Raw genomic sequence first — 26,101 nt, forward strand, 5'->3', positions numbered from 1 at the left:
TTAATAGTTGTATTTGGGAATCGAATTAACCCATAATATTGGTTCTTAGAAATTAAATTCTCACCAAAAGTCACCAATATGTCACATTTATCTTGTGTCCTCCCCGGCACCGCGCTGCATCAACCTGGTTGTCAGCCATGAAAAACTATCTGCTTGTCGCATTGTTTGTCATGCTGGGCCTGTCCGCCTGCGGCGGTGGTGGCGGTGGTGGTAGCGACACGGTGGTGGCGACCACTTCGGGTACTCCCGTCCTGATTCCTGCCGTGACAGCCGTTTCGGCAGCGAATGTCGTTGTTGGTGGCAGCCTGGTGCTCACGGGCACGAACCTGGGCCGCGTGACGGCCTTCCAGGTTGGGGGCGTGACCGTTGCCACCAGTGCCGTCAGCGAGACCAGCGTTACCCTGGCCATGCCTGGCGTGCCCGTGACGGGCGCCTTGAGCCTGGTCAGCGCCAGCGGCACGATGGCCACCAGCTATAACGTCAATGTGTACTTGCCCTTGAGCGTGGGCAGCGTTGCGCCATTGACGGGCGGTGCCGGTTCCAGCGTGACGATCACGGGCGGCGGCATGGGCGCCGTGACGGCGGTGCAGTTTGGCAATGGCGCGGCGGCAACGCCGCAAAGCCAGACGGCCAGCAGCGTGACCGTGGTGGTGCCTGCGGGCGCAGCGACAGGCGCGCTGATGGTGCGCGGTCCCTACAACGATGTGGCCAGCAGCGACACCTATACGGTCTTGGCGAGCGTGGCGGTGACGTCGATCAGCTCGGCCGTCAACGGCGGGACCTTGTCGGTGACGGTGCAGGGCAGCAATCTCGACCAGGTCAGCTCGGCCTCGGTGGGCAATACGCCGGCTGTCATCGTCAGTGCCAGTGCCAGCCAACTGCTGCTGTCCGCGCCAGCTGCGGCAACGGGCAACGTGATGCTGTCGGCCGCGTCGCGCATCGCCGTCAATGCGGGCACGGTGTCGGCCTTTACCCTGGGCAGCATTGATTTCGCGCAAGTACTGAATTTGAACGCCAGCAATACGGCCTTGCGCCTGACGCGCGGCAAGCCAGCCGCCGTGCGCGTGTCCGTGCTGGCCGCGCAAGCGGGCCAGGCCAGCCCGGCAGTGACCTTGAATGCGACCGCCGCCAATGGCAGCAACCTGGGCAGCATCAGCATGAGCGGCCCATCGGTCTTGCCGACGGCGAAAAGCGATTACAGTTTCAACGGCAATTTCAGTGCCATCCTGCCCGCTGGCTGGATCTTGCCCGGCGTGCGCGTGCGCGTGACGGCCGTCGGCAATGACGGCGTGCAAGTGAGCCAGGAAGCGGCACCCGTGGTGGCCAGCCTGGCCCGAATCCGCCTGGTACTCGTACCCTTGAGCACCGATGATGGCGTGGCGCAACTGCCTGACGCCGAGGTGATCCGTGCTGCGCTGCTGCGTGTGTATCCGTATGCGACGGAAAATATCAGCATCACCACGCGCGCGGCGCTGAGCATGCCAGGCAGCAGCACGGCCGACAGCTGGTGGAGCGATGCCCTGGGCAAGCTGGACAGCAAGCGCGCGCTGGAAGACAGCGGCGCCTATTATTATGGTTTCGTGCCGAAAATGTCTGCCACACGCGCCGCCGGCCTGGCCTACATCAACCCGCCTGGCAGTACCAACTACTTCACGTCGGCCATCGGCCTGGATGCCAGGTTCAACAGCATCGCCTCCGTCGATCCCTTCGGCAATGAGTGGCCTGAATGGCTGACCACGCTCGTGCATGAGCTGGGCCACAACCACTCGCTGCAGCACGTTGCCTGCGGCGGCCCGGCTGGCGCCGCTGTCGACTACCCATATGCGGATGGTAATCTGGGCCCGCAGCCGCTGTACAACAGCAACTATGCAGGCAATATCGGCCAGCTGAGCAAGGCAGTCTATGGCAGCACGCCGATGAAGGACGTGATGAGCTATTGCAGCGGCGCCTGGTTCTCCGACTACAGCTATGCGCGGGTGCAGCAATTCCTGGAAAAACGCAGCATGCAGGTGACGGGCAGCAATGTGCTGGCCGCCAGCATGTCCGTGGCCGAAAACGGCTACCTGACCATTTCCGGCCGCATCACGCCTAGCGGCGTGGCCTTGCGCCCAGCCGTTGCCTCGTCCACGCGCGTTGGCGCAGCTGCCAGCGGCGGCGGCCAGGCGTACACCTTGCGGATACTGACCGCGTCCGGAGCGACTATCGACTTGCCCTTCGATGCCGTGAGCTTGGCCGACCATGGCGACAGCGCCATGAGCCACTTCCGCGTCAGCTTCGCCAATCCAGGCGATATCAGTGACGTGAAAGTTTTGTCAAAAGGTAAGGCATTGGCCACTTTGGACCGCCCGCTTCGCCGCAGCAAGGCCGCCAACGATGGCAGCTTTGAGGTAACGCAAAGCGGCGGCAAGCTGGCGCTGGTCTGGGATGCGCAAGCGGAGCCATATGCGGCCGTGCTGCACGTGGCCGCCGATGGCCGCAAGACGGTGGTCGCCAGCGGCTTAACGGATGGCAAAGCCAGCGTCGACGTGAGCGCCTTGCCGGCCGGCGGCCGTTTCGAGGTCAGCCTGTCGTCGTCCGTCCGCGCGCGCCTGCTGAACGTCCAGCGCCGCTAAGCCAGCGGACCGGATGCAAAAAGGGCTTGCCGCGGCAAGCCCTTTTTTTATGGCCGTCGAGATGACGGCGCGCTGCGATCCAGTGAGCTTAGGCGAAACGCTTGCCTTCGAGGGGGAAGCCCTTGATGAACTCGGCCGCAGGCAGGCGCTTGCCGCCCGGTTTTTGTAGTTCCGTCAGACGCAGGGAACCATTGCCGCAGGCCACGACGATGCCGTGCTGGGCGTCGGCCGCCAGCACCTGGCCCGGCGCTTCCTTGCTGTCCGCTTCGATCACGTCGGCGGCCCAGATCTTGATGGTGGTGCCATCGACCTGGCCGCAGGCGCCGGGAAACGGATTGAAGGCGCGGATTTTCAGGCCCAGTTCCAGCGCAGGCTGGCTGAAATCGAGCGCCGCCTCATCCTTGGCGATCTTTGCCGCGTAGGTCACGCCCGCTTCCGGCTGCGGCACGGCTTCGAGCGCTTGCTGCTGCATCTTGCGCAGAGTCTCGACGATCATCTTGCCGCCCAGGGTGGCCAGCTTGTCGTGCAGGGTGGCGGTGGAGTCGCCCGCTTCGATGGGCGTGCGCTCGATGGCCAGCATGGGGCCCGTATCGAGACCTTCTTCCATCTGCATGATGGTCACGCCCGTTTCATCGTCGCCGGCCTCGATGGCGCGGTGAATAGGTGCCGCACCGCGCCAGCGCGGCAGCAATGAACCGTGGATATTGATGCAGGGTTTGATGTCTAGCGTGCTGCGCGGCAAGATCAAGCCGTAGGCCGCCACCACCATCACGTCGTAATCCGTGGCCAGCAGGCGCTCGTGGGCCGCCTTTGCCTCGGCGGCGCGCTGCGGGTCCTTGCTGTCCATGCGCAAGGACAGCGGTTGCAGCACGTCGATGCCATGCTGCTGCGCATACTGCTTGACGGCCGAGGCGTGCAATTGCATGCCGCGTCCGGCAGGGCGGTCGGGCTGGGTCAGCACCAGCGGAATCTCAAAGCCCGCTTCGTGCAAGTCTTTCAGGGCCGTGGCGGCAAACTCAGGCGTGCCTGCGAAGATCACTTTCATATGGTTCCTTGACGTGAGGTGCGCAGGCCTGCGCCGGAGGCGCCAGGCTGGCGTGGTGTGACGACTACTGTTGGCGCTTAGTCTATCAGCAGTACTGCAAAAGCAGCTTAAAAGCGGCGATTCTGTGCGCGCAGGCTCGCTTCGCGCTCGAGACCACGGATTTCCTTGATCATCTTGGTCTTGATGCGGTTGCGCTTGAGCGGCGACAGGTATTCGACGAATACCTTGCCCAGCAGATGATCCATCTCATGCTGGATGCAGACGGCCAGCAAGCCATCGGCTTCCAGTTCGAACTGCTTGCCATGACGGTCCAGGGCGCGCACCTTGATGCGGGCCGGACGCTCGACGCCATCGTAGACGCCAGGCACGGACAAACAGCCTTCGTCGTAGACCTGCTTTTCTTCGCTGGCCCAGGTGATTTCCGGGTTGATGAACACTTGCAGCTGGTTTTTTTCTTCGGTGATGTCGATCACCATCATCTGGATATGCTCGTCCACTTGCGACGCGGCCAGGCCGACGCCCGGGGCGTCGTACATGGTTTCGGCCATGTCGTCGATCAGGGTTTGCAGGCGCGCGTCAAATTCGGTGACGGGCTTGGCGATCGTGTGCAGGCGAGGATCGGGGTAACGCAGGATATTTAATATGGACATACGGATTCGACTGGTTAAGGTGGGCGCCGGTGCGCCGGATTATTCATGCCTGGGCCATGCGAACGATGGCAGGGCTATTTTATTTGAGTACGCTACGGTTGGGCGCGTATGGCACAACGGCGCGGCAGATGCGTTTGCCAGTGCGCTATTCGTTTGCTGCAAAGGGAAATTTTATCACAGACGCCCATGGCCCTGTGGGCGGCGGGCCGTTTTGCAGCGCCATCGCACGCATCCTTGCGCGCGTCGGTATCGCGTGCGCGCCATGGCGCTAGCATGGGATGGCACAGTACACAGTGAGGTTGTCATGCATGCACATGCAACGACGGCAGACGCGGCCATGGAATTGGCGGGCTGGCTGCGCCTGCAGCATCTGCCCGGCGTGGGGCCGGTAGCGGCGCGCGCCTTGCTGGCCCGCTTCGGCTTGCCGCCCCAGGTCTTCGCCGCTCCATTCGAGGCCTTGCGCGAAGTGGTGCCGGCCAGCGTGGCGCGCGCCATCGTGCAGCCGCCCAAGCCAGTGGCCAACAGCCAGCTGGAACTCACCTTGCAGTGGCTGCAGCGGCCCGGCAATGCCGTGCTGACCCTGGCCGATGCCGGATATCCGCCCCTGCTGCTGGAAATCGCCGATCCGCCGCTGTTGTTATATATACGGGGGCGGGCGGAACTGCTGTCGCGTCCCGGCGTGGCCATCATCGGCAGCCGCAATGCCAGCACGCAAGGCATGCAGAATGCGGCCGCCTTTGCACAGGCCCTCAGCGCGGCAGGCTTGAGCATCATTTCCGGGCTGGCGCTGGGCATCGATACGCACGCGCACGAGGGCGGCTTGCGCGGCGCGGGCGCCACCGTGGCCGTGATCGGCACGGGCGCCGATTTGGTGTATCCACGACGTAACCTTGATCTGGCGCAAAGAATCGCTGAACAGGGCTGCATCGTCAGCGAGTATGCGCTGGGCTTGCCGGCCATGCCAGCTAACTTTCCGCGCCGCAATCGCCTGATCAGCGGCTTGGCGCGCGGCGTGCTGGTGATCGAGGCGGCCGCGCAATCGGGCTCCCTGATCACGGCGCGCCTGGCCGGCGAGCAGGGGCGCGATGTGTATGCCTTGCCTGGCTCCATCCATGCCACCCTGGCCAAGGGCTGCCATGCGCTCATCAAGCAGGGCGCCAAGCTGGTCGAGTCGGCCGATGACGTGCTGCAAGAGCTGCAGTGGCTGGGCGGCGTCCCCACGGCGCCGCCAGCGGTGGAAGACGAGATGCCGCTGCTGGCCGCGCTGGGCCACGATCCCCTCGATGCTGATACCCTGGCCGCGCGCAGCGGTATGGCCATGGGCGCGCTGATGGGGGAATTGCTGGCGCTGGAGCTGGCAGGCAGGGTCGAACGCTTGCCGGGAGGACTGTTTCAACGCTGTAAATGACAGCTTGTCACTTGTGTGGCGGCCTTGCCGCACGGGGGCGCTTTGTCCGTGCGCACCCTTGTGTCGCAGCGAACTTAGCTGATAGAGTAGAGCCATGTTCGATATCCTGGTGTACCTCTACGAGACTTACTATCGCCCCGACGCCTGCCCCGAGCCGGCGGTCCTGGCGCGCAAACTGTCGGCCGTCGGTTTCGACGACGTGGAGATTTCCGAGGCGCTCGTCTGGCTGACGGACTTGAACGCCATGGCCGGTGTCGAGCAAACCCTGACGGCCAGTTCCACGGGTACGCGTTTCTATGTGCAGCAGGAAGGCGACGTGCTGGGCACGGCCGCCATTGGCTTCATCCAGTTCCTGGAAAGCGCCAAGGTGCTCTCGCCGCTGCAGCGCGAAATCGTCATCGAACGGGCGCTGGCGCTCGACGAGGCGCCTGTCTCGCTGGGCAAGCTGAAAGTCATCGTGCTGATGCTGCTGTGGAGCCAGGGCAAGGAACCGGACGCCCTGATGTTTGACGACCTGTTCGTTGACGACGAAGATCTCCCGCCGCGCCTGTTGCACTAGTCTATAAACGCCCCTGGCCGCACCTGGCGCCGCTGCCGCGCCATCTCCCTTACTATATGCTGCGGCACCACGCCCGCCAGCCCATTGTGTTTGCGCCTGCGCATTCTTGCTTGCAGATAACTTGCCGAATTCTTCAATAGGCGCTTATCATTGGCCGCTTGACAAGACCACAAGTCACAAGGCCTTGCGCAGACAAAAGCGTCGACGCCTGGCAATGCACTGTATGATGCGCATGCTGAAACTATCCTAGAGCATTTTTCGAGACTAAAAAATATGACAAAAACCCTCATCATCGCCGAGAAGCCTTCTGTCGCGAACGATATCGCGAAGACGCTTGGCGGCTTCACCAAGCACGATGAGTACTTTGAATCGGATGAATACGTCCTGTCGTCGGCGGTCGGCCACTTGCTGGAGATCGCCGTACCGGAAGAATTCGACGTGAAGCGCGGCAAATGGAGTTTCGCGCACTTGCCGATGATTCCACCGTATTTCGCGCTGAACCCGATCGCCAAGACGGAAGCGCGCCTCAAAGTATTAAACAAGCTGATCAAGCGTAAAGACGTGACCACCCTCATCAACGCATGCGATGCGGGGCGCGAAGGCGAGCTGATTTTCCGCCTGATCGCGCAAAATGCGAAAGCCAAGCAACCGGTCAAGCGCCTGTGGCTGCAGTCGATGACGCCGGGCGCCATCCGCGACGGTTTCTCGCACCTGCGCAGCGACGAAGAAATGCTGCCGCTGGCGGACGCGGCCCGCTGCCGTTCGGAAGCCGATTGGTTGATCGGTATCAATGGCACGCGCGCCATGACGGCGTTTAATTCGAAAGAAGGCGGCTTCTACCTGACCACCGTGGGCCGCGTGCAGACGCCAACCCTGTCCATCGTGGTCGAACGCGAAGACAAGATCAAGAAATTCGTGCCGCGCGACTTCTGGGAAGTGCGCGCCGAATTCGTCTGTGCGGCCGGCATCTATGAAGGCCGCTGGCTCGACACGAAGTTCAAGAAGGACGAGAACGACCCTGAGAAGCGCGCCGAGCGCCTGTGGAGCAAGACGGCTGCCGACTCGATCGCCACCGCCTGCCGCGGCCGCCAAGGCATCGTCACGGAAGAATCGAAACCGACCACCTCGATGGCGCCGGGCCTGTTCGACCTGACCAGCTTGCAGCGCGAAGCAAACTCGCGTTTCGGTTTCTCGGCCAAGAACACCCTGGGCTTGGCCCAGGCGCTGTATGAAAAGCACAAGGTGCTGACGTATCCGCGTACCGATTCGCGCCACCTGCCGGAAGACTACATGCCGACCGTGCTGCAGGCGCTGGAAACGGTCAAGGAAAACAGCAACTACCACCAGTTCGCCAAGCAAATCATCGACAAGGGCTGGGTCAAGCCGAACAAGCGCATCTTCGACAACACCAAGATCTCGGATCACTTCGCGATCATCCCGACGACGATCGCGCCAAAGAATTTGTCCGAGCCGGAACAAAAATTGTATGACCTGGTCACGCGCCGTTTCATGGCTGTGTTCTTCCCGCCTGCGGAATTCCAGGTCACCACGCGCTACACGGAAGTGTCCGGCCATCAGTTCAAGACTGAAGGCAAGGTCATGACCAATCCGGGCTGGCTGGCCATCTACGGCAAGGAAGCGTCGACGGACGCCGACAAGGAAAGCAATGGCAACGGCAACCTGGTGCCAGTCGCCAAGGGAGAGAAAGTACAGACGGAAAGCGTCAACGCCAACGGCCTGGTCACCAAGCCGCCTGCGCGCTTCACGGAGGCAACCTTGCTGTCGGCCATGGAAGGCGCTGGCAAGCTGATCGACGACGACGAACTGCGCGATGCGATGGCCGGCAAGGGTCTGGGCACGCCAGCGACGCGCGCCGCCACCATCGAGGGCTTGCTGACGGAACGCTACCTGATCCGCGAAGGCCGCGAACTGATTCCAACGGCCAAGGCGTCGCAGCTGATGACTTTGCTCAAAGGCCTGGGCGTCAATGAATTGACGGCGCCGGAGCTGACGGGCGAGTGGGAATACAAGCTGTCGCAGATGGAAAAAGGCAAGATTTCGCGCGAAGAATTCATGCGTGAAATCGCCCAGATGACGCAAATCATCGTCAAGCGCGCCAAGGAATACGACAACGACACGATCCCCGGCGATTACGCCACCTTGGAAACGCCGTGCCCGAATTGCAGCGGCGTGGTGAAGGAAAACTACCGTCGTTTCGCCTGCACCAAGTGCGAATTCTCGATGAGCAAGACACCGGGTTCGCGCCAGTTCGAAATCGCCGAAGTGGAGCAATTGCTGAAGGACCGCACCATCGGCCCGCTGCAAGGCTTCCGTTCGAAGATGGGTCGTCCGTTCGCCGCCATCCTGCGCATCGTGCGCGATGAAGAGATCAAGAACTTCAAGCTGGAATTCGATTTCGGCCAGAACGACGAGAGCGAAGATGGCGAAGGCGTCGATTTCACGGGCCAGACGCCTGTGGGACCTTGCCCCAAGTGCAACGCCGGCGTGTATGAAATGGGCCTGGCCTATGTGTGCGAACACAGCATGGCCAAGCCGAAGACATGCGACTTCCGCAGCGGCCGCATCATCTTGCAGCAGGAAATCCTGCCGGAACAAATGGCGAAACTGCTCAACGATGGCAAGACGGATCTGCTGCCGGGCTTTGTTTCCCAGCGTACCCGCCGTCCGTTCAAGGCCTTCCTCGTGCGCGGCAAGGATGGCAAGGTGAGCTTCGAGTTTGAAGAACGCAAGGCCAAGCCGGGCGCCAAGACCAAAGCGGCAGCGACCGAGGTCGAAGGCGAAGAAGGCGTGGCGCCAGCGAAGAAAACGGCCGTCAAGAAAGCGGCAGCCGTCAAAAAGGCGCCGGCCAAGAAAGCGGCGGCCGTGAAAAAGCCGGCCGCCAAGAAGGCGCCGGCAAAGAAAGCGGCAGCGGCGGAGTAATCCGGCGCCAGTCAAAAAAAAGCCAGGGATTTTCCCTGGCTTTTTTTACGTCCCGATGTTGCCTGGTGCTAGCTTGACGCTTAATCCAGGTAGTCGGAATACTCGCGCTGCGCGTAGTTCTGCAAGTTGGCCCACGGCTGCGCCTTGCTGACGGTGGGCTGCAGCTTGACGTCGACCCGGCGATAGAAGGTATTCGCGCGGTCGCCGCTCTCGATGATCAGGGGAATCTGCTTTTGCTCATCCCACAGGATGCGCTGGAACACGCCATTCTTTTCCACTTCGCGCCAGCGCGCGCCCGTCACGTTCGATGCCTGTTTCGACAGCGGCATGGCGGCCACCAGTTTCGGGTCCAGCAGATAAAAACTGTTTTCCCAAGAGCCGTCGAAATTGACGTTTTCGTATTCCGCTTTCGGTATCGCCACCACCACCTTGTCATGCGCATCGATGTATTCCACGCGCACGGTGTTCTTTTCCAGCATCACGTGGCGGGGAATCAGCACGGGATTGAAGTGCTTGTGTTCATGCTGCGTGGCCTTCAGCGCCACCTTGGTGTTTTCGCCATGCTTGTGACCCGCATGCGCGTCCGTCGATGGCGCCAGCACGCGCTCGACCCACACGTGGCCGGGGCGGCGCAGCATCTTTTCTTCGTAGCGGCTCTCGCGCGTCACGCCTTCCGGCGTCAGCACGCGGCTGTAATAGGTAATGCCCAGGTCCAGGTCGACAGGGGCGGAAGGAGCGGCCTGGGCGCTGGCGGCAAAGCCGGCGGCGAGGAGGACGGCGATCAGGGACGATTTCATGGTGTTGCCTTTACGTGCAGAGGGGCGGAAGGCAACGCTGCCATCCGCCCCGGTGGGTTACCGTGTTGATGTGGATCAGAAGCCGAAAGCCGCCTTCAGCAAGTCAAACACCTTGGTGTTGTCCAGGGTGCCCTTGAAGGTCTTGGCACCGGCGCCCGTGGCCAGCAGCTTGACGTCGCCGCCGCCGTGGGTTTCGCTGGCCAGACGTACGCCTGTTTCTTGCAGGTAGTTGTCTTTCAGGGCCGTGGCGCTGTCGACGTTGCTGCGCAGGGCAGGGCGGTTCGGACCGTTGCCGAACACCAGGGTGGTGTAGGTATTGCCATCGGCATCCTTGCTCGGTTGGTTATCCTTGTAGCCGCGGTTGATGTCGAGGATATTGTTGCCGCGCTTGCCATATCCGTTGAAGGCCAGGGTGTGGTCATGGTCGGCCGTGACGACGATCAGGGTATTTTCCAGCTTAGGATCTGTTTCCTTGATCTTGGCGATAGCCGCCTTGATGGCGTCGTCGAAGGCGATGGTATCGCTCAGCGCGCGCTTGGCGTTGATGCCGTGCAGGGCGTGGTCGATGCGGCCGCCTTCGACCATCAGGAAGTAGCCGTTGGCGTTTTTCGACAGCAAGTCGATGGCTTTCAGCGTCATTTCCGACAGGCTTGGCTGGGTCGCGCCCTCGCCCAGTGGCGGCGTGGCTGTACGGTCCAGTTCATATTCCAGGTGGCTGCGGGTGCTGTACAGGCCGATGAATTTCTTGCCACTCGGCGCTGCCGCCATTTCCGCTTTCGTCGCGGCCACGGTGTAACCCTTGGCGGCAAATTCCGTCAGCAGGTTGCGGCCATCGGCGCGGCCATACTTGTTGCTTGCCGACCATGGGGTGAAGTGGTTGCGGCCGCCACCCATCAGTACGTCGACGCCGTCGCCGAGGGCTGTGTTGTAGCCCGCGCCGCCTGGCGCCGTTTGCGCGGCGATCGCGTATTGTGCATTGCGGTTGCAGATGTGCGAGAAGGTCGTCGCTGGCGTGGCGTGCGTCAATTCCGTGGTGGTGATGGCGCCCACGGCCTTGCCCTTGGCTTTTGCCAGTTCCAGGATGGTCGGCGCGCTCTTGCCACCGGCCGGGCAGTTGTCCACGCCCAGATTGCCGTTGGCGTCGCGGCCGGGTTCCTTGGCGATCGTGTCCTGCGCCATCGAGATGACTTCATTGTTCATCTTGACGCCGGTCATGTAGGCAGCCATCGATGGCGCGCTGTCCGTCGTTTGCGCATCGTTCGAGAAGGTCTTGATGCGCGCCGTGCGCTCCAGCGTGTCCATCGTCAGGCTGCCGTCTTCGCCGTATTTGTAGATGCGCGACGCCGTCACGACGGACGGGCCCATGCCGTCGCCGAGGAAGAAGATGACGTTCTTGGCGTCGGCGGCATAGGCGCTGGCAACGCTGGCGGCCACGAGCGTGGTCAGCAAGGAGAGTTTCAGGGCCGATTTCAGTGCGGCGGGTTTCGATGCAAGTTTCATGTGCTTGTCCAATTCTTGTCTCTTGGGGATTACAGACCGCCGGCGGTCTTGACCAGGCCGAATACTTTGGTGTTGTCGATGGTGCCGAGGAAGGTTTCCGAACCCTTGCCGATGGCGCCCAGGAAGACGTCGGTGCCGCCGTGGGTTTCATTGCCTGCCGCGGTGCGTATCACGGCTTCCTGGTGGTAAGTATTGGCGCTGGTGACGGTTTCATCGAGGCTGGCCATGGCGGCGCGGCTCGATTGCGTGCGGTTTTCGCCATTGCCGAAGCCGATGATCGAATACGGTGCGCCGTCCAGGTCTTTCTCGACCGCGCCGGTCACGTAGTTCTTCACCACGCCCAGCACGCCAGGATTGCCGGCAGCCGTCTTGCCTGTGCGCTTGGCGTAGCCGTTCAGCACTAGCGTGTGGTCATGGTCGGCCGTGACGACGATCAGGGTATTGGCCAGGGTCGGATCGGTGAGCTTGGCTTTCTCGATGGCGGCCTTGATGGCGTTGTCGAACGCGACGGTGTCTTGCAGCGCTTTCTTGGCCGTGGTCTCGTGCAGCGCATGGTCGATGCGGCCGCCTTCGACCATCAGGAAATAACCCTTCTTGTTCTTGGCCAGGACGTCCATGGCCTTGGTGGTCATTTCCGCCAGGCTCGGCTCCTTGGCTGCATCGCGGTCCAGGTCGTAGCTCATGTGGCTGGAAGTGAACACGCCGAACAAACGGTCCGTCTTGGCCGCATCGACGGCCTTGAAGTCGGTGGCGTTGTTGGCGACCGTGTAGCTCTTCGCTTTCAATTCGGCCACCAGGTCGCGGTCGTCGGAACGCTTGCCGCCGCTTTTGAATGGCGTAAAGAATTGTGCGCCGCCACCCAGGACTACTTCCAGGCCGGTGGTGCCCAGCGCGCTGTTGTAGCCCGTGCCGCCTGGCACCAGGGCTGCGGCGATATCGTTTTCCAGGTCGCGGTGGCAGATGTGCGAGTAGGTTGCGGCCGGCGTGGCGTGCGTCACGCGCGCCGTGCTGACGACGCCGGCGGCAAAGCCCTTGGCCTTGGCCAGTTCCAGCAAGGTAGTGGCGGGCGAGCCGTTGCCGGTGCCGCATTTGTTGACCAGCTTGTTGCCGTTCGCATCCACGCCCGGATCGATGGCGACCGTATTGGCAGACATCGAGATGACTTCATTGTTCATTTTGACGCCGGTCATGTAGGCGGCCATCGATGGCGCGCTGTCCGTCACTTGCGCGTCGTTCGAGAACGTCTTGACGAAGGCCGTTTCCGGCAAGGTGTCCATGGTCAGCGCACCGTCTTCGCCCACCGAATAGATGCGCGCGGCCGTCATGGTGGTCAGGCCCATGCCATCGCCGAGGAAGAAGATGACGTTTTTCGGTGGCGCTTCAGCCACTACCTCTTCTTTTTTGGCGTCGCTGCCGCAGGCGGCCAGCATCAGGGTGATGGCGACGCTGCAGCCAGCGACGGAAATTTTTCTGCGTGTCATGTGGTTCATCCGGCTAGGTTTGAAAGAGCTAGCAAGATAACAATCCAATGTGACACCCTCATGACGCTGTGACACATTGGATACGCCGATGCGCGTCCGCCTGGCATGTTGTTTTAGCGTACGTCCTTGCTGAAAGAGTACACTGTGCCGGGATTGCCAGCGTGCAATGGTATCAATGATTGAATCGAAATAAGCAACAAACTATTGCGCTTTAACGGGTTTTTCTACCGGATTGAGCAACGTAAGATGCATGCATCCCAATCATCTTGTGAAGGCACATCATGTTCTCCAAATCTATCAGCAGCGTTCTTGTTTCCACCCTGTTTGCCGCCGGTGCCGCCTCGGCCGCCGCCAGCGCTCCCTTGACCCTGGAAGTATTCAACCCGGGCGAAGCGGCCATCTTCCCCGTCGCTTCCGTACTGGTCGCGGGCAAGCATGACGCCGTGCTGATCGATGCCCAGTTTTCGCGCGCCGAAGCGCAAAAGCTGGTGGAGAAGATCCGCGCCAGCGGCAAGAAGCTGACGACCGTCTACATCAGCCACAGCGATCCCGATTTTTACTTTGGCCTCGATGTGATCAAGGCAGCTTTCCCGCAGGCAAAAATCGTCGCCACACCGGAAACGGTCGCGGAAATTCGCCGCAAGGCCGATGCCAAGGTCGCCTACTGGGGCCCTATCTTGAAAGACAATGCGCCGAAAAGCATCGTCATTCCGGAAGCGTTGAAGGGCAAACGCATCGCCCTGGAAGGCCAGTCGCTGGACATCGCCGGCCCGACGCCAGCGCGCACCTATGTGTGGATTCCCTCGATCAAGGCCGTCGTCGGCGGCGTGGTGCTGTTTGGCAATTTGCACGTGTGGACGGCCGATACGCAAAGCCTGCAATCGCGCCAGGACTGGCTCAAGACCCTGGACGGTATCGCCGCCCTGAAACCTGTCACCGTCGTGCCCGGCCACTTCAAGGTCGGTTCCAGCCTGACGCCGGACAGCATCGGTTTTACGCGCGATTACCTGGTGACGTTCGAAGCGGAAACGGCCAAGGCCGCCAATTCGGCCGCCCTGATCGAGGCCATGAAACAGCACTACCCAAGCCTGGGCCTCGATGGCGCTTTAGAAACGAGCGCGAAAGTGGCCAAAGGTGAAATGAAATGGTAAGCGGCAACCAGGAGCCTGTTAAGCCTACACTGCACTACATTTTCGATCCCCTGTGCGGCTGGTGCTACGGCGCCGCGCCGCTGGTCGAGGCGGCGCGCGCCGTGCCCGGCCTGACGGTGGCGTTTCACGGCGGCGGCATGATGACGGGCAGCAATCGCCGCCAGATCACGCCCGAATGGCGTGGCTATGTGCTGCCACATGACCGGCGCATCGAGCAATTGTCTGGCCAGCCCTTCGGCGACGCCTATGTGAATGGCTTGCTCAACGACACCACAGCCATGATGGATTCAGAACCGCCGATCACGGCCATCCTGGCGGCTGAAGCATTGGCCGGCAAGGGCCTGGACATGCTGCAGCGCGTGCAGCGCGCCCATTACGTGGACGGCTTGCGCATCGCCGACCTGCCCGTGCTGGTGACCTTGGCGCAAGAGCTGGGTATGGATGGGACGGCATTCCAGGCCGAATATGCGCAGCAGGCGCGCGCCGCCACGCAGCAGCATATCGACGCCAGCCGCGCCTTGCTGGCGCAGGTGGGCGGACAGGGCTTTCCCACGTTCGTGCTCGACGATGGCAGCGGCAAGTTGTCCGTGATCGATATCGGGGGCTTTTTGGGCCAGCCGGCGAAGTTACAGGCGCAACTGGGCGGCATATGCGACGCACAAGGGTGTTCATTGTAAATAACTATTGATTCGATAAAATCAATTATCTTTTCCTTTGTTGTTGACCTCGTTACACTAGTTCCATTAGTCAACAACGAAGGAAAAGCAGCCATGAGCCAACAGCCGCCATTCAGTACCGCTTCGGGCATCCCCGTCGCCGACAACCAGAATTCCATCAGCGCAGGTCCCCGCGGCCCGTTGCTGCTGCAAGACTTCCACCTGATCGAAAAACTCCAGCATTTCAACCGCGAGCGCATCCCTGAGCGCGTCGTGCATGCAAAAGGCTCGGGCGCCTACGGTACTTTTACCGTCACGCACGACATTTCGCGCTACACCAAGGCCAAGCTGTTCAGTGAAGTGGGCAAGCAGACGGCGACCTTCGCGCGCTTTTCCACCGTCGGTGGCGAACGCGGCAGTGCCGATACGGAACGCGACCCACGCGGCTTCGCCGTGCGTTTCTATACGGAAGAGGGCAATTGGGATTTGGTCGGCAACAACACGCCGATGTTCTTCATCAAGGACCCGATCAAGTTCCCCGATTTCGTCCACACGCAAAAGCGCGATCCGCAAAGCAATCTGAAATCGGCCGAGATGATGTTCGACTTCTGGAGCCATGCCCCGGAAAGCTTGCACCAGGTCACCATGCTGTTCTCGGACCGCGGCACGCCGGACGGCTACCGCCACATGGATGGTTTCGGCAGCCACACGTATAGCCTGATCAACGCCGACGGCCAGCGCGTGTACGTGAAATGGCATTTCAAGACACGCCAGGGGATCAAGAATCTGCCTGCCGCAGAAGCGGGCCGCCTGGCCGGTGCCGATCCCGATTACGCCCAGCGCGACCTGTTCGGCGCCATCGAACGCGGTGATTTCCCCCAGTGGGAAGTCAAGCTGCAGGTGGCGACGCAGGAGCAACTCGATGCATGGGAGCAGCGTACGGGCTGGAACCCGTTCGACCTGACGAAAGTGTGGCCACATGCGGACTTCCCGTTGCTGCCGGTGGGTATTTTCGAGCTGAACCGCAATCCGGACAATTACCACGCGGAAGTCGAGCAGGCGGCTTTTTCGCCGTCCAACGCCGTGCCGGGCATGGGCTATTCGCCGGACAAGATGCTGCAAGGCCGCCTGTTCGCCTACCACGACGCTCAGCTGTACCGGGTCGGCACGAACCACCAGCATCTGCCCGTGAATGCGGCCCGCTGCCCCTTCCACAACCAGCAGCGCGACGGCGGCATGGCCATCAACAATGGCGGCGCGGCACAGAATTACGCGAACGTGGCGGCGGCAGGCACGCAGCCGCAAGGCCTGGGCCATGGCGAGCCGGCGCTGGCGCTTGATGGCGGCGCGGCGCGCTACGATGGGCGCGGCGCGGAAGACGATTACACGCAGGCCGGCAATCTGTTCCGTTTGATGTCGGCACAGGCGAAGCAGAACCTGTTCGACAACCTGGCCGGTCCTTTGAGCCAGGTGCGGCCTGAAACCCTGCAGCGTCAGCTGGGCCACTTCGACCGGGCCGATGCCGCCTACGGCGCCGGCGTGCGCGCCGCCCTGCAGGCACGCGGCGCGACCGTGTAATACGCTGTTGCAGGCGGAACAAGCTTGTTCCGCCTGTTTGATGCAACACAAATTAGAGCTGGATATCAACTATTGTAAATATTGCCGTGTGGACATATTTGCCTTCCATGCGTAGACTTGTCGGTCTGATGATCGCACCGTCTTCCTGGCGGCGTCCTGACTAGAAAGTCTTGCAATATGAATATGGCGAAGCTGTCGGTGCATGGGGACGACCCCACGCTCAAATCCATCCTCGAAGTCTTGCCCACGGATCCCGAGCGGCAATGGCGCAAGGGCGAGGCGAAGGGCGCGAATCGCGTGCATCTCGATTCCGGCTTCGAAGTGCTGATCGCGCAGGCGCCCAAATCGCAAGTATTGCCTTCGCGCATACGCAGCTACCTGGCCGAATGCCGCTCGCGCGGCGTCAGTTTCACCATGCCGCGTATCGTGGCTGAGCTGCAACTGGAGTTGAATGGCGACGATACGGTGGGCGCGCCACTCGACCTCTCGTTGGGCGACATGCAGCACCTGACGGAAATGGGCATCAGCCTGAGCCTGGTGACGCGCTCCGCCGCAGCCTGACGCTCAATGATACCGAAAGTGGCCGCCCTGAACAGGCGGCCACTTTCGTCACGGTTCTTCGAGCTCGACGGTGACCATATTGTCGTCCGGCTTGCGGTCGATCAGCTTGTTGTCGGGATCGATGCCTGCCTTGCCGGGCCGGCTGCCGACGATGACGGTATAGCTCGCTTCGCGCGCCGTCATGCGCAGGCGTTCGCGAAGCAGCGGATGGCCGTTCGCATCATCGACGCCGATCTCGATCCAGTCGTGCAGGGGCGCGTCGTGTTCCTCTCCCTGTTCGCCGGCCGTCAATTTGCTCGCCTGCACTTTGAGGGTGACGGCGTACTTGCCATCGCTGCGTTTCGTGGCCGTGGCCGACAGGGCGCGGTTGTCGAACAGCACGATTTTCTCGAACAGGTCGTCGATCAGGTAAGCCTGCTCGGGCGGTGTGACCTGGCGCAAGCCGGCAATCAGGGCCGTCACGCTGGCATACGGCGGGCCTTTCTTGCCATGGGTCTTGAGCAGCTCGCGCAGCACACCGTTGACCTTGTCTTCGCCGATGATGTCTTGCAGCAAATACATGGCCAGGCTGCCCTTGTTGTAGTGGATGTAGGCCTGGTTTTCATTCTCGGCCAGCGGCAGTTCCTTCTTGCGTTCTTCGCTGCGCCCCATCAGGTATTGATTCAAGTCATAGCGCAGGAAGCGGCGCATCTTGGCCGGCCCCACGGTTTTCTTCATCACCATCAGGGCCGAATATTCGGCCAGGGTTTCGCTGAGCACGGTAGCGCCGCGCGTATTGCCACCTACCAATTGATGCGCCCACCACTGGTGCGCCACTTCATGCGCCGTCACGTAGAACGGATAATCGATGTCTTTCGGATTCTTGTCGTCCACCTTGGCGATGAAGCCCAGGCCTTCCGAGTACGGTATCGTGTTCGGGAACGATTGCGCAAACGTGGCATAGCGTGGGAACTCGACGATGCGCAGGATCTTGTGCTGGTAGGGGCCGAAGTTCTTCGTGTAGTACTCGAGCGCTTCCTTGCTGCCGCGCACGAAACGATCGAGGTTGTATTCGTGGCCCGGGTGGTAATACACGTCGATGGCCACGTCTTGCCAGCGCTCGTGCTTGACGGCGTAGCGGGCCGACTGGAACGCGTAAAAATTCAGGATCGGCTGTTCCATCGTGTAATGGAAGTAATGGCGGCCCTTGGCGATCCAGTCGTTGTCCAGCATGCCCGGCGCGATGGCCGTCTGGCCGTCGACGGTGCTGACGGTGGCGTCAAAGTTGATGCGGTCGGCGTCGTTGCTGACGTAATTGTCGGCCAGCCCCCGCGCATCGTCGCGCGGCAAGGCCCGTTCGCGCGCAGGCAAGCCGTGTTTCTTGCGGTCACGCGGGTCCGTCAATTCCTGTTGCGGCTGGTAGCCGATGTGCGGCAGCACGGCATTCGTGAAGAAGGTGCCGTTGGCCACCACGGGCGTGTCCTGGCCCAGGCCGAAGACGCCGCGCGGCGCGTAGCGGACGTCGAAATCGAGGCCCAGAGTGGCGCCCGGCGCCAGCGGCGCGGCCAGGCGGTAGCTGTAAAAGCCCAGCTTGCCGTCATCGAGGCCGGGATGCACGCGCGTATCGAAACGCAGGCGCATGGTGGAGGTCGGATCTTGCTGCACAAAAATGTGGCTGATCGGCAGGCTGGTCTTGTTTTGCAGCACATAGCGGCCCGTGACGGCGAGGGTGCGCTGCGCCGGGTAGATGGCCACGTCGAGTTTCACGTCGGTGATTTTCGGCTGCGGCGTGGCGGCAAACTTGCGGTACTGGCGTTCGACACTGGCGCGGTCCGCATCGCGGGCAAATTCGGACTTGTAATCGTTGGCCACGTGGAAGACGTAGAACAGCACGGCGCCAGCGCCGAGGAAGAGCAGGGCGCCGCCGGCAAAGCTGGCCAGCACGCCTTGCGTCAGGCCGTGGCGCGCCAGACGCAGGCGGATGCGCCAGCTGTCCTGCGCGCCGCGGGGCCAGAACAGCAGCGACAGCACCGTCAGCATGACGGCCGCGCCGCTCCAGTACAGCAAGTACCAGCGCTCGCGCAACACATAGTGGCCGGCGCCGTTCATGGCCGAATACACGAAGTCCGGCGTGTTGCCGTACAGCAGCAGCGGGTCGCCCAGGCCCAGCGAGGAAAAGCTGATGCTGGCGATGTGGTACAGAATCATGGCGAAATACGCCAGGTACTTGTGATTGATCAGTACCTGCAAAAAGATGGCCAGCACGGCGACCAGCGCATAGTAGGGCAGGTGCGACAGGAACAGCGATTCCACGTACAGGCCGGGGTCGAGGCGGTAATAGCCCTTGAAGACCTGGATCGACATGCCGCACAGCATGATGACCAGGCTTAGCAAGGCTTGCAGGCCGACCAGCGCAAACAGTTTCGACAGCAGGGGCAGCCAGTTCGGCACGGGCAGGGCGTCGAGCATCAGATTGGTGCCCGCTTCCCGTTCGCGCCATACCAGCTCCCCCGCGTAGAAGGTGGTGATGATCAGCATGAACAGGGCGAACGAAGCGTTGACCATTTCCAGCACTTTTTCCGTCACCGGATAGGTATTCGTGCCATAGATGGAGCCCATGTCCAGCGCGCCCGCATACATGGTCAGCACGCCGGCCAGCACGATGACGACAAAATAGATGTTCTTGATGGTTTCGCGCAGGTTCAGCCAGCTCATCTTGACGAGCAGGGCGGCCAGGTTGCGTTGCGCGAAGTCCGGTGTTTCCTGCGTGGACAGCGAAGCGTTCGACAGGCGCAGTGGCACGTCGCCTTCGCTGCGGCGCTTGCCGGCGCCCGCGTCCGTCGTGGCGTGGAACTGGAAGCGCCAGTAGCCGAGCAGCAAGGCCACCAGGGCGAAGCCGGACCAGATGGCGCGGTTCAGCAGGTACACGCCCTCCAGCGTCACCAGACGCGTATTGCGCTCCGCATTCGGCCAGTATTCCGTCAGGCGTATCAGCGCCGTGGTGCCGAAGGGGTCGATCAGGGCAGCCAGGGTCTTGTAATCGAGGTCGCGCGCCAGCGACGGGGCCACCAGGTAGCCGATCAGCATGACCACCGAGCTGATGTACACGGGCAGCATGCGCCGCGTCAGGGCCGCGATGACGAAGAAGATGGCGCCAAAGATGAACAGGTTGGGCAGCAGGGTAAACACATACGGCATCAGATAGGCCAGCGCCCGTTGCGGCCCCAGCCGTTCCGGATCGATGCCGGGCAGCCAGGCGCCCAGCCAGGCACCGATGACGATGCTGGAAAACACCACCGCCAGTACCAGGTAGGCGCCCAGGAAGCGGCCGAACACGTACTGGTATTTTTTGATCGGCGCGCTGAAGAAGAAATGCTGCATGCCGTATTCGAAATCCTGCTGCACCGAGCGGCCCATCATGGCCGCCACTACGACGGCGCCGAAGCAGCCCAGCAGGCTGCAGGTAAACGCCAGCGAGCGTGGTGCGTTGATCAGGAACTTGCCGCCGAAACTGATGCTCGCTTCCTTGAAGACGCCGCCGGCGGCAGCCATCCACAGCATGGCCAGCGCCAAAAACATGAGGAAATACACCCAGGTGGACAGCAGCTTGAGCCGCTGTCGCGCTTCAAAGCGGGCGATGGCAAACATGGGCGCCCCTTAGTCGCACTGCGGGGCGACGCGGTGGCGCCCGGCAATGGTGGCGAAATACAGGTCTTCCAGGTCGCCGATGGCTTCCTCGAAGCCATCGCCCGGGTCGTCGTCGCTGTAGACGTGGATCAAGGTGCGGCCCGACAGCAAGCGCGTGGAAATGACGGCGTGGCGCTGCTGGAAGCTGGCCAGCTCCTTCTTGTCGACAAAACGCGCCCAGATCTTGCAGCTGACTTCGTCAATCAATTCCTGGGTCTTGCCGCACAGTAGCAAATGGCCCTTGTTGATGATGGCCATGTTGGCGCACAGGTCGGCCACGTCGGACACGATGTGGGTCGACAGGATCACCGTCTTGTCTTCGCCGATGTCGGACAGCAGATTATGAAAGCGCACGCGCTCCTGCGGGTCGAGGCCGGCCGTCGGCTCGTCGACGATGATCAGTTTCGGGTCGCCCAGCAGGGCTTGCGCGATGCCGAAGCGCTGGCGCATGCCGCCGGAAAAACCGCCCAGGCGCTGGTGGCGCACGTCGAACAGGTTGGTTTGCTGCAACAGACCATCGACGACCTCGCGCCGGCGCGCCCGTTGCGACAAGCCTTTCAAGGTGGCGAAGTGGTCGAGCAGCTCGTAGGCCGTCACTTTCGGGTACAGGCCGAAGTCTTGCGGCAGGTAGCCCAGCATGCGGCGGATCTCGTCCTTGTCGTCGAGCACGTCGTAGTCGCCGAAGAAGATGGAGCCGGAATCGCATTCCTGCAAGGTGGCCAGGGTGCGCATCAGGGTCGACTTGCCGGCGCCATTCGGGCCCAGCAAGCCAAACATCCCTGGCGGTATCGTCAGCGACACGTTATCCAGCGCCACCACGCCATTCGCGTAGGTCTTCGACAATTTGCGAATCTGCAATTCCATACAACTCCTAATTCATGCGTTGTTGCCCGATGCTACAGGGCTACTCTATGCTGGCATTGTATTGAATTTAAGACGTACTGGGCAGTTGCATGCGATACACGGCATTTTCGCGTGCCCAGAGTGCAGATGGGCGGGGTGGGCGGCGCGCCATATCGGGGGCTGTTTTGCCCCGCTGGCGCGCCGCATGACTATCAATTACGGAATAGAACCGATTCCCGGTTAAACCACCAGCGGCACAGCATCAGCAGCGCGCCCGCGATCACCGTGGTCGAGGCCAGGATCACGCCGAACATGCGGTAATCCATGGTGCCCTTGACCAGCTCCTTCATGGCCAGCGATACATTCGTCAACGGCACCATGGCCCACATCCAGTTCAGTTCGACACCGGGCAGCATGGCCGCCACCGTGGGCAGGATGACGAACAGCATCAATGGCGTGATCATGCCGGCCGCTTCCTTGTAGCTTTTCGCGTAGATCGAGATCGACAGCAGCAGCGAGGCAAAGATGGCGGCCGTCGGCACCAGCATCAGGGTCACCATGGCCAGGTCGGGCAAGCCGATGCTGCGCACCATGACGGCCATGTTGCCCTCGAGCGAACTGCCGAAGATGACCAGCAAGGCCCCCATGCTGCCCACCATCAGCACGGCCGAGGTCATGCCGACGGTAAACAGCACGAGGAACTTGGCCAGCACGATGGCGCTGCGCGGCACGGGCGCCAGCAGCAGGGTTTCCAGGGTGCCCCGCTCCTTTTCACCCGCGCCCAGGTCGATGGCCGGGTACATGGCCGCCGTCAGGCACACCATCAGCAGCAAATAAGGCAGCATGCCGCCGACGATGGCGCCCATCTGCTCGCGCTCGTTGGCCGTCGACTGCTTGTCGAGCACAATGGGGTGCAGCGCAAAGGCCAGCTGGGCCGGACTCAGGTTCAAAGCCGACAGCGCGCTTTCGCGCAGGCTGGCGTTGTAGGCTTCGACGATCTCGCGCACGCGCTGCTGGGTCACGTCGACCGTGCTGGCGCTGTTGTAGTGCAGCACCACCTTGGCTTGCTGCTGTTGCTTCAGTGCCTCTTCAAACTGGGGCGGAATGACGACGGCAAACTTGATGGTGTCGTCGCCGATGGCGCGGCGGATGTCGCCCTCGCTGGCCAGCGGCACTTCGCGCAGATTGTGCTGCTGGGCAAAACGCGTGCTCAAGCCCGGCGAATGGTCCTTGCCGAACAGGGCGTAGCGCATTTCCGCCGTCTTCGCGTTCTTGAACATATTGTTCGAGACATAGGCGAAGCCGCCAAAGATCAGCGGCATGGCAAAGATGGGGATGAGGATGGTGAAGATCAGCGTCTTGCGGTCGCGCGTGAGTTCCAGCAACTCTTTCAGATAAATGGTCCACATGGCTCAGGCTCCCTGGTTGATGACGCTGACAAAGGCGTCGTACAAGTCCGCGCTGCCGCCCAGGTGGCGCAGTTCGTTGACCGTGCCATTGAAGGCGGTGGTGCCGCGGTTGATGATGCAGACGCGGTCGCACAGCTTTTCCACCTCGTGCAGGTGGTGCGTGGAAAAGATCAGCGGCACGCGCAGCGCCTTGTAGCTGGCGATGAAGTCGAGCAGGATCTTGGCCGACATCACGTCCAGGCCCGTCGTCGGCTCGTCGAGGATCACCACTTGCGGTTCGTGCACGACGGTGCGGGCGATTGCGCACTTCTGTTTCATGCCCGTCGACAACTGATCGGCCCGCTTGCCGCCGTACTCTTCCATTTGCAGCAGGGAAAACAGTTCATCGCAGCGGCGTTTCAGCTTGTCGGCCGGCATGCCGTGCAGGCGGCCAAAGTATTCCACGTTTTCGCGCGCCGTCAGGCGGCCATACAGCCCCGTCGAACCGGACAGGAAACCAATGCTCTGGCGCGCCACCAGCGGTTGCTGCAGCACGTCGACACCGTTCACGAGGGCGCTGCCCGCGTCCGCTTGCAAGGCCGTCGACAACAGGCGCAGGGTGGTCGTCTTGCCGGCGCCATTCGGCCCCAGCAGGCCCAGCACTTCGCCGGGGGCGCAGCTGAAACTGACGTCGCGCACGGCGTGAAACCAGCCCTCATGTTCGCGCGGATCGCTGATGTGCACGCCCTTGCCCCTGTGGGGCGGCATGCGGAAACGTTTTGCCAGGTGCTTGACCTCAATCATGTGCATCATCCAATCAACGGTGAAGAACGAGAGTAGCATGCAAAAAATGTAACTTGCAAGATGGAAATATCGTTTGGTCTATTGAAAAAAACAGCATCTTCATGCAAGCTGGCCCGGTGGGCGCCGGCGGACGGCGCGGGAGAGCGCAATGCAAACGATCGATCAGGCGATGCAGGACAAGGTACTGGCAGTGGCGCGCGCCGGCATGACCAGTGCCGAAGCCATCGGTTTCTTCCGCGTCAGCCTGGGCTTGTACTACCTGGCCGGCCTGATGACGGAAGAAACCCTCGATTTCAAGCAGATCGATGCGAAGTACAACCGTTTTATTTACCACTCGATAGACGGCGGGCACAGCATCGCCAGCGTGCTGCAATTCATGAGCGGCGAGAAAGTCTTGCGCGTGCTGCAATCGGAGCGTTTTCGCGCCGCGTTTGCCGAGCATTGCCCGGACATTCCCGTCGACAGCATTTCTTTCCTGATTTCACTGAACCTGGGCGTGGCGAAAAGCCTGTCCGGCCTGGACGCCGTTGGCCCCGTGGTGGACTGGATCGAGCAGGAAAAAGCGCGCACAAGTCAATAAAGCCCCGTTCACCCTGCGCGCAGCGTGGGTACGGCTGGGCCTGATCGTCCTATAATTCATGTTTTCCCTTACATGAATAGCCACGATGACCGCGAACCGCCATTTTGACCCCCTGGATCGTTTGATTGTTGGCGCCGACAAGGCCCTGCGCGTCATGGCAGGCGTGGCCTCGGCCTCGCGCCCCACGCCGGCCGCACATGCGCCCGATGCGGAACTGAGCCCGGCCGAACAGCGCCATAGCGCCGGCTTGATGCGCGTCAACCATGTGGGCGAAGTGTGCGCGCAAGCCCTGTACAACTCGCAGGCGCGCTATGCGCACAGCCCGGCCATCCGCGCCCAGTTCGACGAAGCGGGACGCGAAGAGGAAGACCACCTGGCCTGGACGGCGCAGCGCCTGACGGAGCTGGGCTCGCGTCTGAGCCTGCTCAATCCCCTGTGGTATGCGGGTTCGTTTGCGCTGGGCACCATCGCCGCGCGCATGGGCGACGGCCGCAGCCTGGGTTTTGTGGTGGAAACGGAACGCCAGGTGGAAGCGCACCTGGCCAGCCACTTGCAGGAATTGCCGCCGCAGGACGCCAAATCGCGCGCCATCGTCAAGCAGATGGCCATCGATGAAGTGGAACATGGCGCCGCCGCCCAGCGCCTGGGCGCCATCGACACCCCGGCGCCCGTGAAGGCGCTGATGGGGCTGATGGGTAAAGTGATGACAAAAACGGCTTACTATATTTAGACGCAGAAAAGAGCCGGGGTCAGACCCGTCGGGTCTGACCCCAGTTTTCTGCTGCATCCAAGCAAATTGTGCCGATTATTCCTCGATGATTTCGAATGAATGCGTAATTTCTGCCGTCTTGGCCAGCATGATCGATGCCGAGCAATATTTGTCATGCGACAAGGCTACGGCCCGTTCCACGGCCGTCGGTTTCAGGGCCTTGCCGCGCACCGTGAAGTGGAAATGGATCTTGGTAAACACTTTCGGGTCGGTCTCGGCGCGGTCGGCCTTGAGCGTCACTTCGCAGCCGCTGACGGCTTCGCGCCCGCGTTTCAGGATCAGCACCACGTCATAGGCGGTGCAGCCGCCCGTGCCCAGCAAGACCATTTCCATGGGGCGTGGCGCCAGGTTGTGGCCGCCGCCATCGGGCGCGCCATCCATGGTGACCAGGTGGCCGGAACCGGTTTCTGCCCGAAAACTCATGCCCGACGGGCCATTCCAGCTGACTTTGCATTCCATCGTACTCTCCGAAAATTGTAAGCGTTTTGTATTGTAATAGAGGAATGCCCATCCATGTGCCGGCCGCCGGGCCGCAGCCTGCCTGCATTGTGGCTTGACGCAGCAAGGCAAAGCCGCTTATACTTGTCGGCTTTCCGTTCGCTCAGGAAAAGTAAATAAGGCAGAGTCCGCATAGCAGCATCGGCGGAACCACCATTTGAGCGTGTAATCTATTAGGAAGTCAACATGAAAACATTTTCCGCTAAAGGACATGAAGTCCAGCGCGATTGGTTCGTGGTTGACGCGACGGACAAAGTCCTCGGACGTGTTGCCAGCGAAGTGGCACTCCGACTGCGCGGCAAACACAAACCAGAATTTACTCCTCACGTCGATACCGGCGACTTTATCGTCGTCATCAACGCGGGCAAACTGCGTGTGACCGGTACCAAAGCTACTGAGAAAATTTACTACCGTCACTCTGGCTATCCAGGCGGCATCTACGAAACCAACTTCCAGAAAATGCAACAGCGTTTTCCAGGTCGCGCGCTTGAGAAAGCGGTCAAAGGCATGCTGCCTAAAGGCCCACTCGGCTACGCAATGATCAAGAAGCTGAAAGTGTACGCGGAAGGTTCCCATCCGCACGCTGCTCAGCAACCTAAAGCACTTGTTCTCTAA

The 26,101-nt window shown here is 61.6% G+C and carries 21 protein-coding genes; 11 read left to right on the top strand and 10 right to left on the bottom strand.

What is annotated here, in order from left to right; genetic code table 11:
• The first annotated feature begins 137 nt into the window (after positions 1-137).
• A complete protein-coding gene (locus tag ACQ4WY_RS23420; RefSeq protein WP_436506133.1) occupies positions 138-2,612 on the top strand; it encodes an IPT/TIG domain-containing protein in 2,475 nt (824 codons plus the stop codon).
• 88 nt (positions 2,613-2,700) lie between these two features.
• On the opposite strand, the gene fmt is transcribed toward ACQ4WY_RS23420, so the two are convergent.
• Together fmt and def are read right to left on the bottom strand one after the other, a co-directional pair.
• Complete coding sequence (gene fmt, locus ACQ4WY_RS23425; RefSeq protein ID WP_353658936.1) at positions 2,701-3,657, bottom strand: methionyl-tRNA formyltransferase; 957 nt, start codon at positions 3,655-3,657, stop codon at positions 2,701-2,703.
• A 107-nt stretch (positions 3,658-3,764) separates the two neighbouring features.
• The gene (gene def, locus ACQ4WY_RS23430; protein WP_034784735.1) at positions 3,765-4,307 is read right to left on the bottom strand and encodes a peptide deformylase; all 543 of its coding nucleotides are present in this window, start codon (positions 4,305-4,307) and stop codon (positions 3,765-3,767) included.
• A gap of 304 nt (positions 4,308-4,611) precedes the next feature.
• Between def and dprA the strand changes: the two genes are divergently transcribed.
• From dprA to ACQ4WY_RS23445, 3 genes are all read left to right on the top strand, one after another.
• Positions 4,612-5,715: a DNA-processing protein DprA gene (gene dprA / locus ACQ4WY_RS23435; RefSeq protein WP_436506134.1), complete on the top strand. Its 1,104-nt coding sequence runs from the start codon at positions 4,612-4,614 to the stop codon at positions 5,713-5,715.
• A 94-nt stretch (positions 5,716-5,809) separates the two neighbouring features.
• Positions 5,810-6,274 (top strand): Smg family protein, encoded by a 465-nt coding sequence (locus ACQ4WY_RS23440; RefSeq protein WP_353658933.1) that lies wholly within the window; start codon positions 5,810-5,812, stop codon positions 6,272-6,274.
• A 273-nt stretch (positions 6,275-6,547) separates the two neighbouring features.
• Positions 6,548-9,214, top strand: a complete 2,667-nt coding sequence (locus ACQ4WY_RS23445) for a DNA topoisomerase III (RefSeq protein WP_436506135.1) — start codon at positions 6,548-6,550, stop codon at positions 9,212-9,214.
• 80 nt (positions 9,215-9,294) lie between these two features.
• On the opposite strand, the gene ACQ4WY_RS23450 is transcribed toward ACQ4WY_RS23445, so the two are convergent.
• The 3 genes from ACQ4WY_RS23450 to ACQ4WY_RS23460 all read right to left on the bottom strand — a co-directional run bounded on the left by ACQ4WY_RS23450 (position 9,295) and on the right by ACQ4WY_RS23460 (position 12,992).
• Positions 9,295-10,011 carry a hypothetical protein gene (locus ACQ4WY_RS23450; RefSeq protein WP_436506137.1) on the bottom strand — a complete coding sequence of 239 codons (717 nt, stop codon included), beginning with the start codon at positions 10,009-10,011 and terminating at the stop codon, positions 9,295-9,297.
• A gap of 75 nt (positions 10,012-10,086) precedes the next feature.
• Entirely contained in the window at positions 10,087-11,511 is a 1,425-nt protein-coding gene (locus tag ACQ4WY_RS23455; RefSeq protein ID WP_436506138.1) for an alkaline phosphatase, read from the bottom strand.
• A 29-nt stretch (positions 11,512-11,540) separates the two neighbouring features.
• The gene (locus ACQ4WY_RS23460; RefSeq protein ID WP_436506139.1) at positions 11,541-12,992 is read right to left on the bottom strand and encodes an alkaline phosphatase; all 1,452 of its coding nucleotides are present in this window, start codon (positions 12,990-12,992) and stop codon (positions 11,541-11,543) included.
• 281 nt (positions 12,993-13,273) lie between these two features.
• Here ACQ4WY_RS23460 and ACQ4WY_RS23465 point away from each other — a divergent pair, with 281 nt between their 5' ends.
• The 4 genes from ACQ4WY_RS23465 (at position 13,274) to ACQ4WY_RS23480 (ending at position 16,938) form a co-directional block, all read left to right on the top strand.
• Complete coding sequence (locus tag ACQ4WY_RS23465) at positions 13,274-14,143, top strand: MBL fold metallo-hydrolase (protein WP_436506140.1); 870 nt, start codon at positions 13,274-13,276, stop codon at positions 14,141-14,143.
• Positions 14,137-14,820 carry a DsbA family protein gene (locus ACQ4WY_RS23470; RefSeq protein ID WP_436506141.1) on the top strand — a complete coding sequence of 228 codons (684 nt, stop codon included), beginning with the start codon at positions 14,137-14,139 and terminating at the stop codon, positions 14,818-14,820. The genes ACQ4WY_RS23465 and ACQ4WY_RS23470 overlap by 7 nt, the downstream gene beginning before the upstream one ends.
• Positions 14,821-14,913: 93 nt before the next feature.
• Positions 14,914-16,377 (top strand): catalase, encoded by a 1,464-nt coding sequence (locus ACQ4WY_RS23475; protein ID WP_436506142.1) that lies wholly within the window; start codon positions 14,914-14,916, stop codon positions 16,375-16,377.
• A gap of 177 nt (positions 16,378-16,554) precedes the next feature.
• A complete protein-coding gene (locus ACQ4WY_RS23480; RefSeq protein WP_436506143.1) occupies positions 16,555-16,938 on the top strand; it encodes a hypothetical protein in 384 nt (127 codons plus the stop codon).
• Between the two features lie 48 nt (positions 16,939-16,986).
• On the opposite strand, the gene ACQ4WY_RS23485 is transcribed toward ACQ4WY_RS23480, so the two are convergent.
• From ACQ4WY_RS23485 to ACQ4WY_RS23500, 4 genes are all read right to left on the bottom strand, one after another.
• Positions 16,987-20,565 (bottom strand): ABC transporter permease/M1 family aminopeptidase, encoded by a 3,579-nt coding sequence (locus tag ACQ4WY_RS23485; protein WP_436506144.1) that lies wholly within the window; start codon positions 20,563-20,565, stop codon positions 16,987-16,989.
• Between the two features lie 9 nt (positions 20,566-20,574).
• Positions 20,575-21,468 (bottom strand): ABC transporter ATP-binding protein, encoded by an 894-nt coding sequence (locus ACQ4WY_RS23490; RefSeq protein WP_436506145.1) that lies wholly within the window; start codon positions 21,466-21,468, stop codon positions 20,575-20,577.
• A gap of 191 nt (positions 21,469-21,659) precedes the next feature.
• A complete protein-coding gene (locus tag ACQ4WY_RS23495) occupies positions 21,660-22,856 on the bottom strand; it encodes an ABC transporter permease (RefSeq protein ID WP_436506146.1) in 1,197 nt (398 codons plus the stop codon).
• 3 nt (positions 22,857-22,859) lie between these two features.
• A complete protein-coding gene (locus ACQ4WY_RS23500) occupies positions 22,860-23,639 on the bottom strand; it encodes an ATP-binding cassette domain-containing protein (RefSeq protein WP_436506147.1) in 780 nt (259 codons plus the stop codon).
• A 148-nt stretch (positions 23,640-23,787) separates the two neighbouring features.
• On the opposite strand from ACQ4WY_RS23500, the gene ACQ4WY_RS23505 reads away from it, so the two are divergent.
• Both ACQ4WY_RS23505 and coq7 read left to right on the top strand, forming a co-directional pair.
• Positions 23,788-24,219, top strand: coding sequence for a hypothetical protein (locus tag ACQ4WY_RS23505; RefSeq protein ID WP_436506148.1), 432 nt, complete (start codon positions 23,788-23,790; stop codon positions 24,217-24,219).
• Between the two features lie 85 nt (positions 24,220-24,304).
• Positions 24,305-24,949 carry a 2-polyprenyl-3-methyl-6-methoxy-1,4-benzoquinone monooxygenase gene (gene coq7, locus ACQ4WY_RS23510; protein WP_077399524.1) on the top strand — a complete coding sequence of 215 codons (645 nt, stop codon included), beginning with the start codon at positions 24,305-24,307 and terminating at the stop codon, positions 24,947-24,949.
• Positions 24,950-25,024: 75 nt separating this feature from the next.
• Here the strand turns inward: coq7 and ACQ4WY_RS23515 are convergent, their stop codons facing one another.
• Complete coding sequence (locus tag ACQ4WY_RS23515; protein WP_436506149.1) at positions 25,025-25,447, bottom strand: OsmC family protein; 423 nt, start codon at positions 25,445-25,447, stop codon at positions 25,025-25,027.
• 225 nt (positions 25,448-25,672) lie between these two features.
• On the opposite strand from ACQ4WY_RS23515, the gene rplM reads away from it, so the two are divergent.
• Positions 25,673-26,101 carry a 50S ribosomal protein L13 gene (gene rplM, locus ACQ4WY_RS23520; protein WP_010393282.1) on the top strand — a complete coding sequence of 143 codons (429 nt, stop codon included), beginning with the start codon at positions 25,673-25,675 and terminating at the stop codon, positions 26,099-26,101.

Source organism: Janthinobacterium salmonicoloratum, assembly GCF_051380845.1.
In the GTDB taxonomy this organism is placed as follows: domain Bacteria; phylum Pseudomonadota; class Gammaproteobacteria; order Burkholderiales; family Burkholderiaceae_D; genus Janthinobacterium; species Janthinobacterium lividum_F.

Excerpts from the sequence above, each read along its gene's own strand:
- ACQ4WY_RS23420 (WP_436506133.1), top strand. The coding sequence starts at position 138 with ATGAAAAACTATCTGCTTGTCGCATTGTTTGTCATGCTGGGCCTGTCC.
- ACQ4WY_RS23440 (WP_353658933.1), top strand. The coding sequence starts at position 5,810 with ATGTTCGATATCCTGGTGTACCTCTACGAGACTTACTATCGCCCCGAC.
- ACQ4WY_RS23455 (WP_436506138.1), bottom strand. The coding sequence starts at position 11,511 with ATGAAACTTGCATCGAAACCCGCCGCACTGAAATCGGCCCTGAAACTC.
- ACQ4WY_RS23505 (WP_436506148.1), top strand. The coding sequence starts at position 23,788 with ATGCAAACGATCGATCAGGCGATGCAGGACAAGGTACTGGCAGTGGCG.
- ACQ4WY_RS23470 (WP_436506141.1), top strand. The coding sequence starts at position 14,137 with ATGGTAAGCGGCAACCAGGAGCCTGTTAAGCCTACACTGCACTACATT.
- ACQ4WY_RS23445 (WP_436506135.1), top strand. The coding sequence starts at position 6,548 with ATGACAAAAACCCTCATCATCGCCGAGAAGCCTTCTGTCGCGAACGAT.
- ACQ4WY_RS23485 (WP_436506144.1), bottom strand. The coding sequence starts at position 20,565 with ATGTTTGCCATCGCCCGCTTTGAAGCGCGACAGCGGCTCAAGCTGCTG.
- coq7 (WP_077399524.1), top strand. The coding sequence starts at position 24,305 with ATGACCGCGAACCGCCATTTTGACCCCCTGGATCGTTTGATTGTTGGC.
- dprA (WP_436506134.1), top strand. The coding sequence starts at position 4,612 with ATGCATGCACATGCAACGACGGCAGACGCGGCCATGGAATTGGCGGGC.
- ACQ4WY_RS23465 (WP_436506140.1), top strand. The coding sequence starts at position 13,274 with ATGTTCTCCAAATCTATCAGCAGCGTTCTTGTTTCCACCCTGTTTGCC.
- ACQ4WY_RS23460 (WP_436506139.1), bottom strand. The coding sequence starts at position 12,992 with ATGACACGCAGAAAAATTTCCGTCGCTGGCTGCAGCGTCGCCATCACC.
- ACQ4WY_RS23480 (WP_436506143.1), top strand. The coding sequence starts at position 16,555 with ATGAATATGGCGAAGCTGTCGGTGCATGGGGACGACCCCACGCTCAAA.
- ACQ4WY_RS23495 (WP_436506146.1), bottom strand. The coding sequence starts at position 22,856 with ATGTGGACCATTTATCTGAAAGAGTTGCTGGAACTCACGCGCGACCGC.
- ACQ4WY_RS23500 (WP_436506147.1), bottom strand. The coding sequence starts at position 23,639 with ATGATTGAGGTCAAGCACCTGGCAAAACGTTTCCGCATGCCGCCCCAC.
- ACQ4WY_RS23450 (WP_436506137.1), bottom strand. The coding sequence starts at position 10,011 with ATGAAATCGTCCCTGATCGCCGTCCTCCTCGCCGCCGGCTTTGCCGCC.
- ACQ4WY_RS23475 (WP_436506142.1), top strand. The coding sequence starts at position 14,914 with ATGAGCCAACAGCCGCCATTCAGTACCGCTTCGGGCATCCCCGTCGCC.
- def (WP_034784735.1), bottom strand. The coding sequence starts at position 4,307 with ATGTCCATATTAAATATCCTGCGTTACCCCGATCCTCGCCTGCACACG.
- rplM (WP_010393282.1), top strand. The coding sequence starts at position 25,673 with ATGAAAACATTTTCCGCTAAAGGACATGAAGTCCAGCGCGATTGGTTC.
- ACQ4WY_RS23490 (WP_436506145.1), bottom strand. The coding sequence starts at position 21,468 with ATGGAATTGCAGATTCGCAAATTGTCGAAGACCTACGCGAATGGCGTG.
- fmt (WP_353658936.1), bottom strand. The coding sequence starts at position 3,657 with ATGAAAGTGATCTTCGCAGGCACGCCTGAGTTTGCCGCCACGGCCCTG.
- ACQ4WY_RS23515 (WP_436506149.1), bottom strand. The coding sequence starts at position 25,447 with ATGGAATGCAAAGTCAGCTGGAATGGCCCGTCGGGCATGAGTTTTCGG.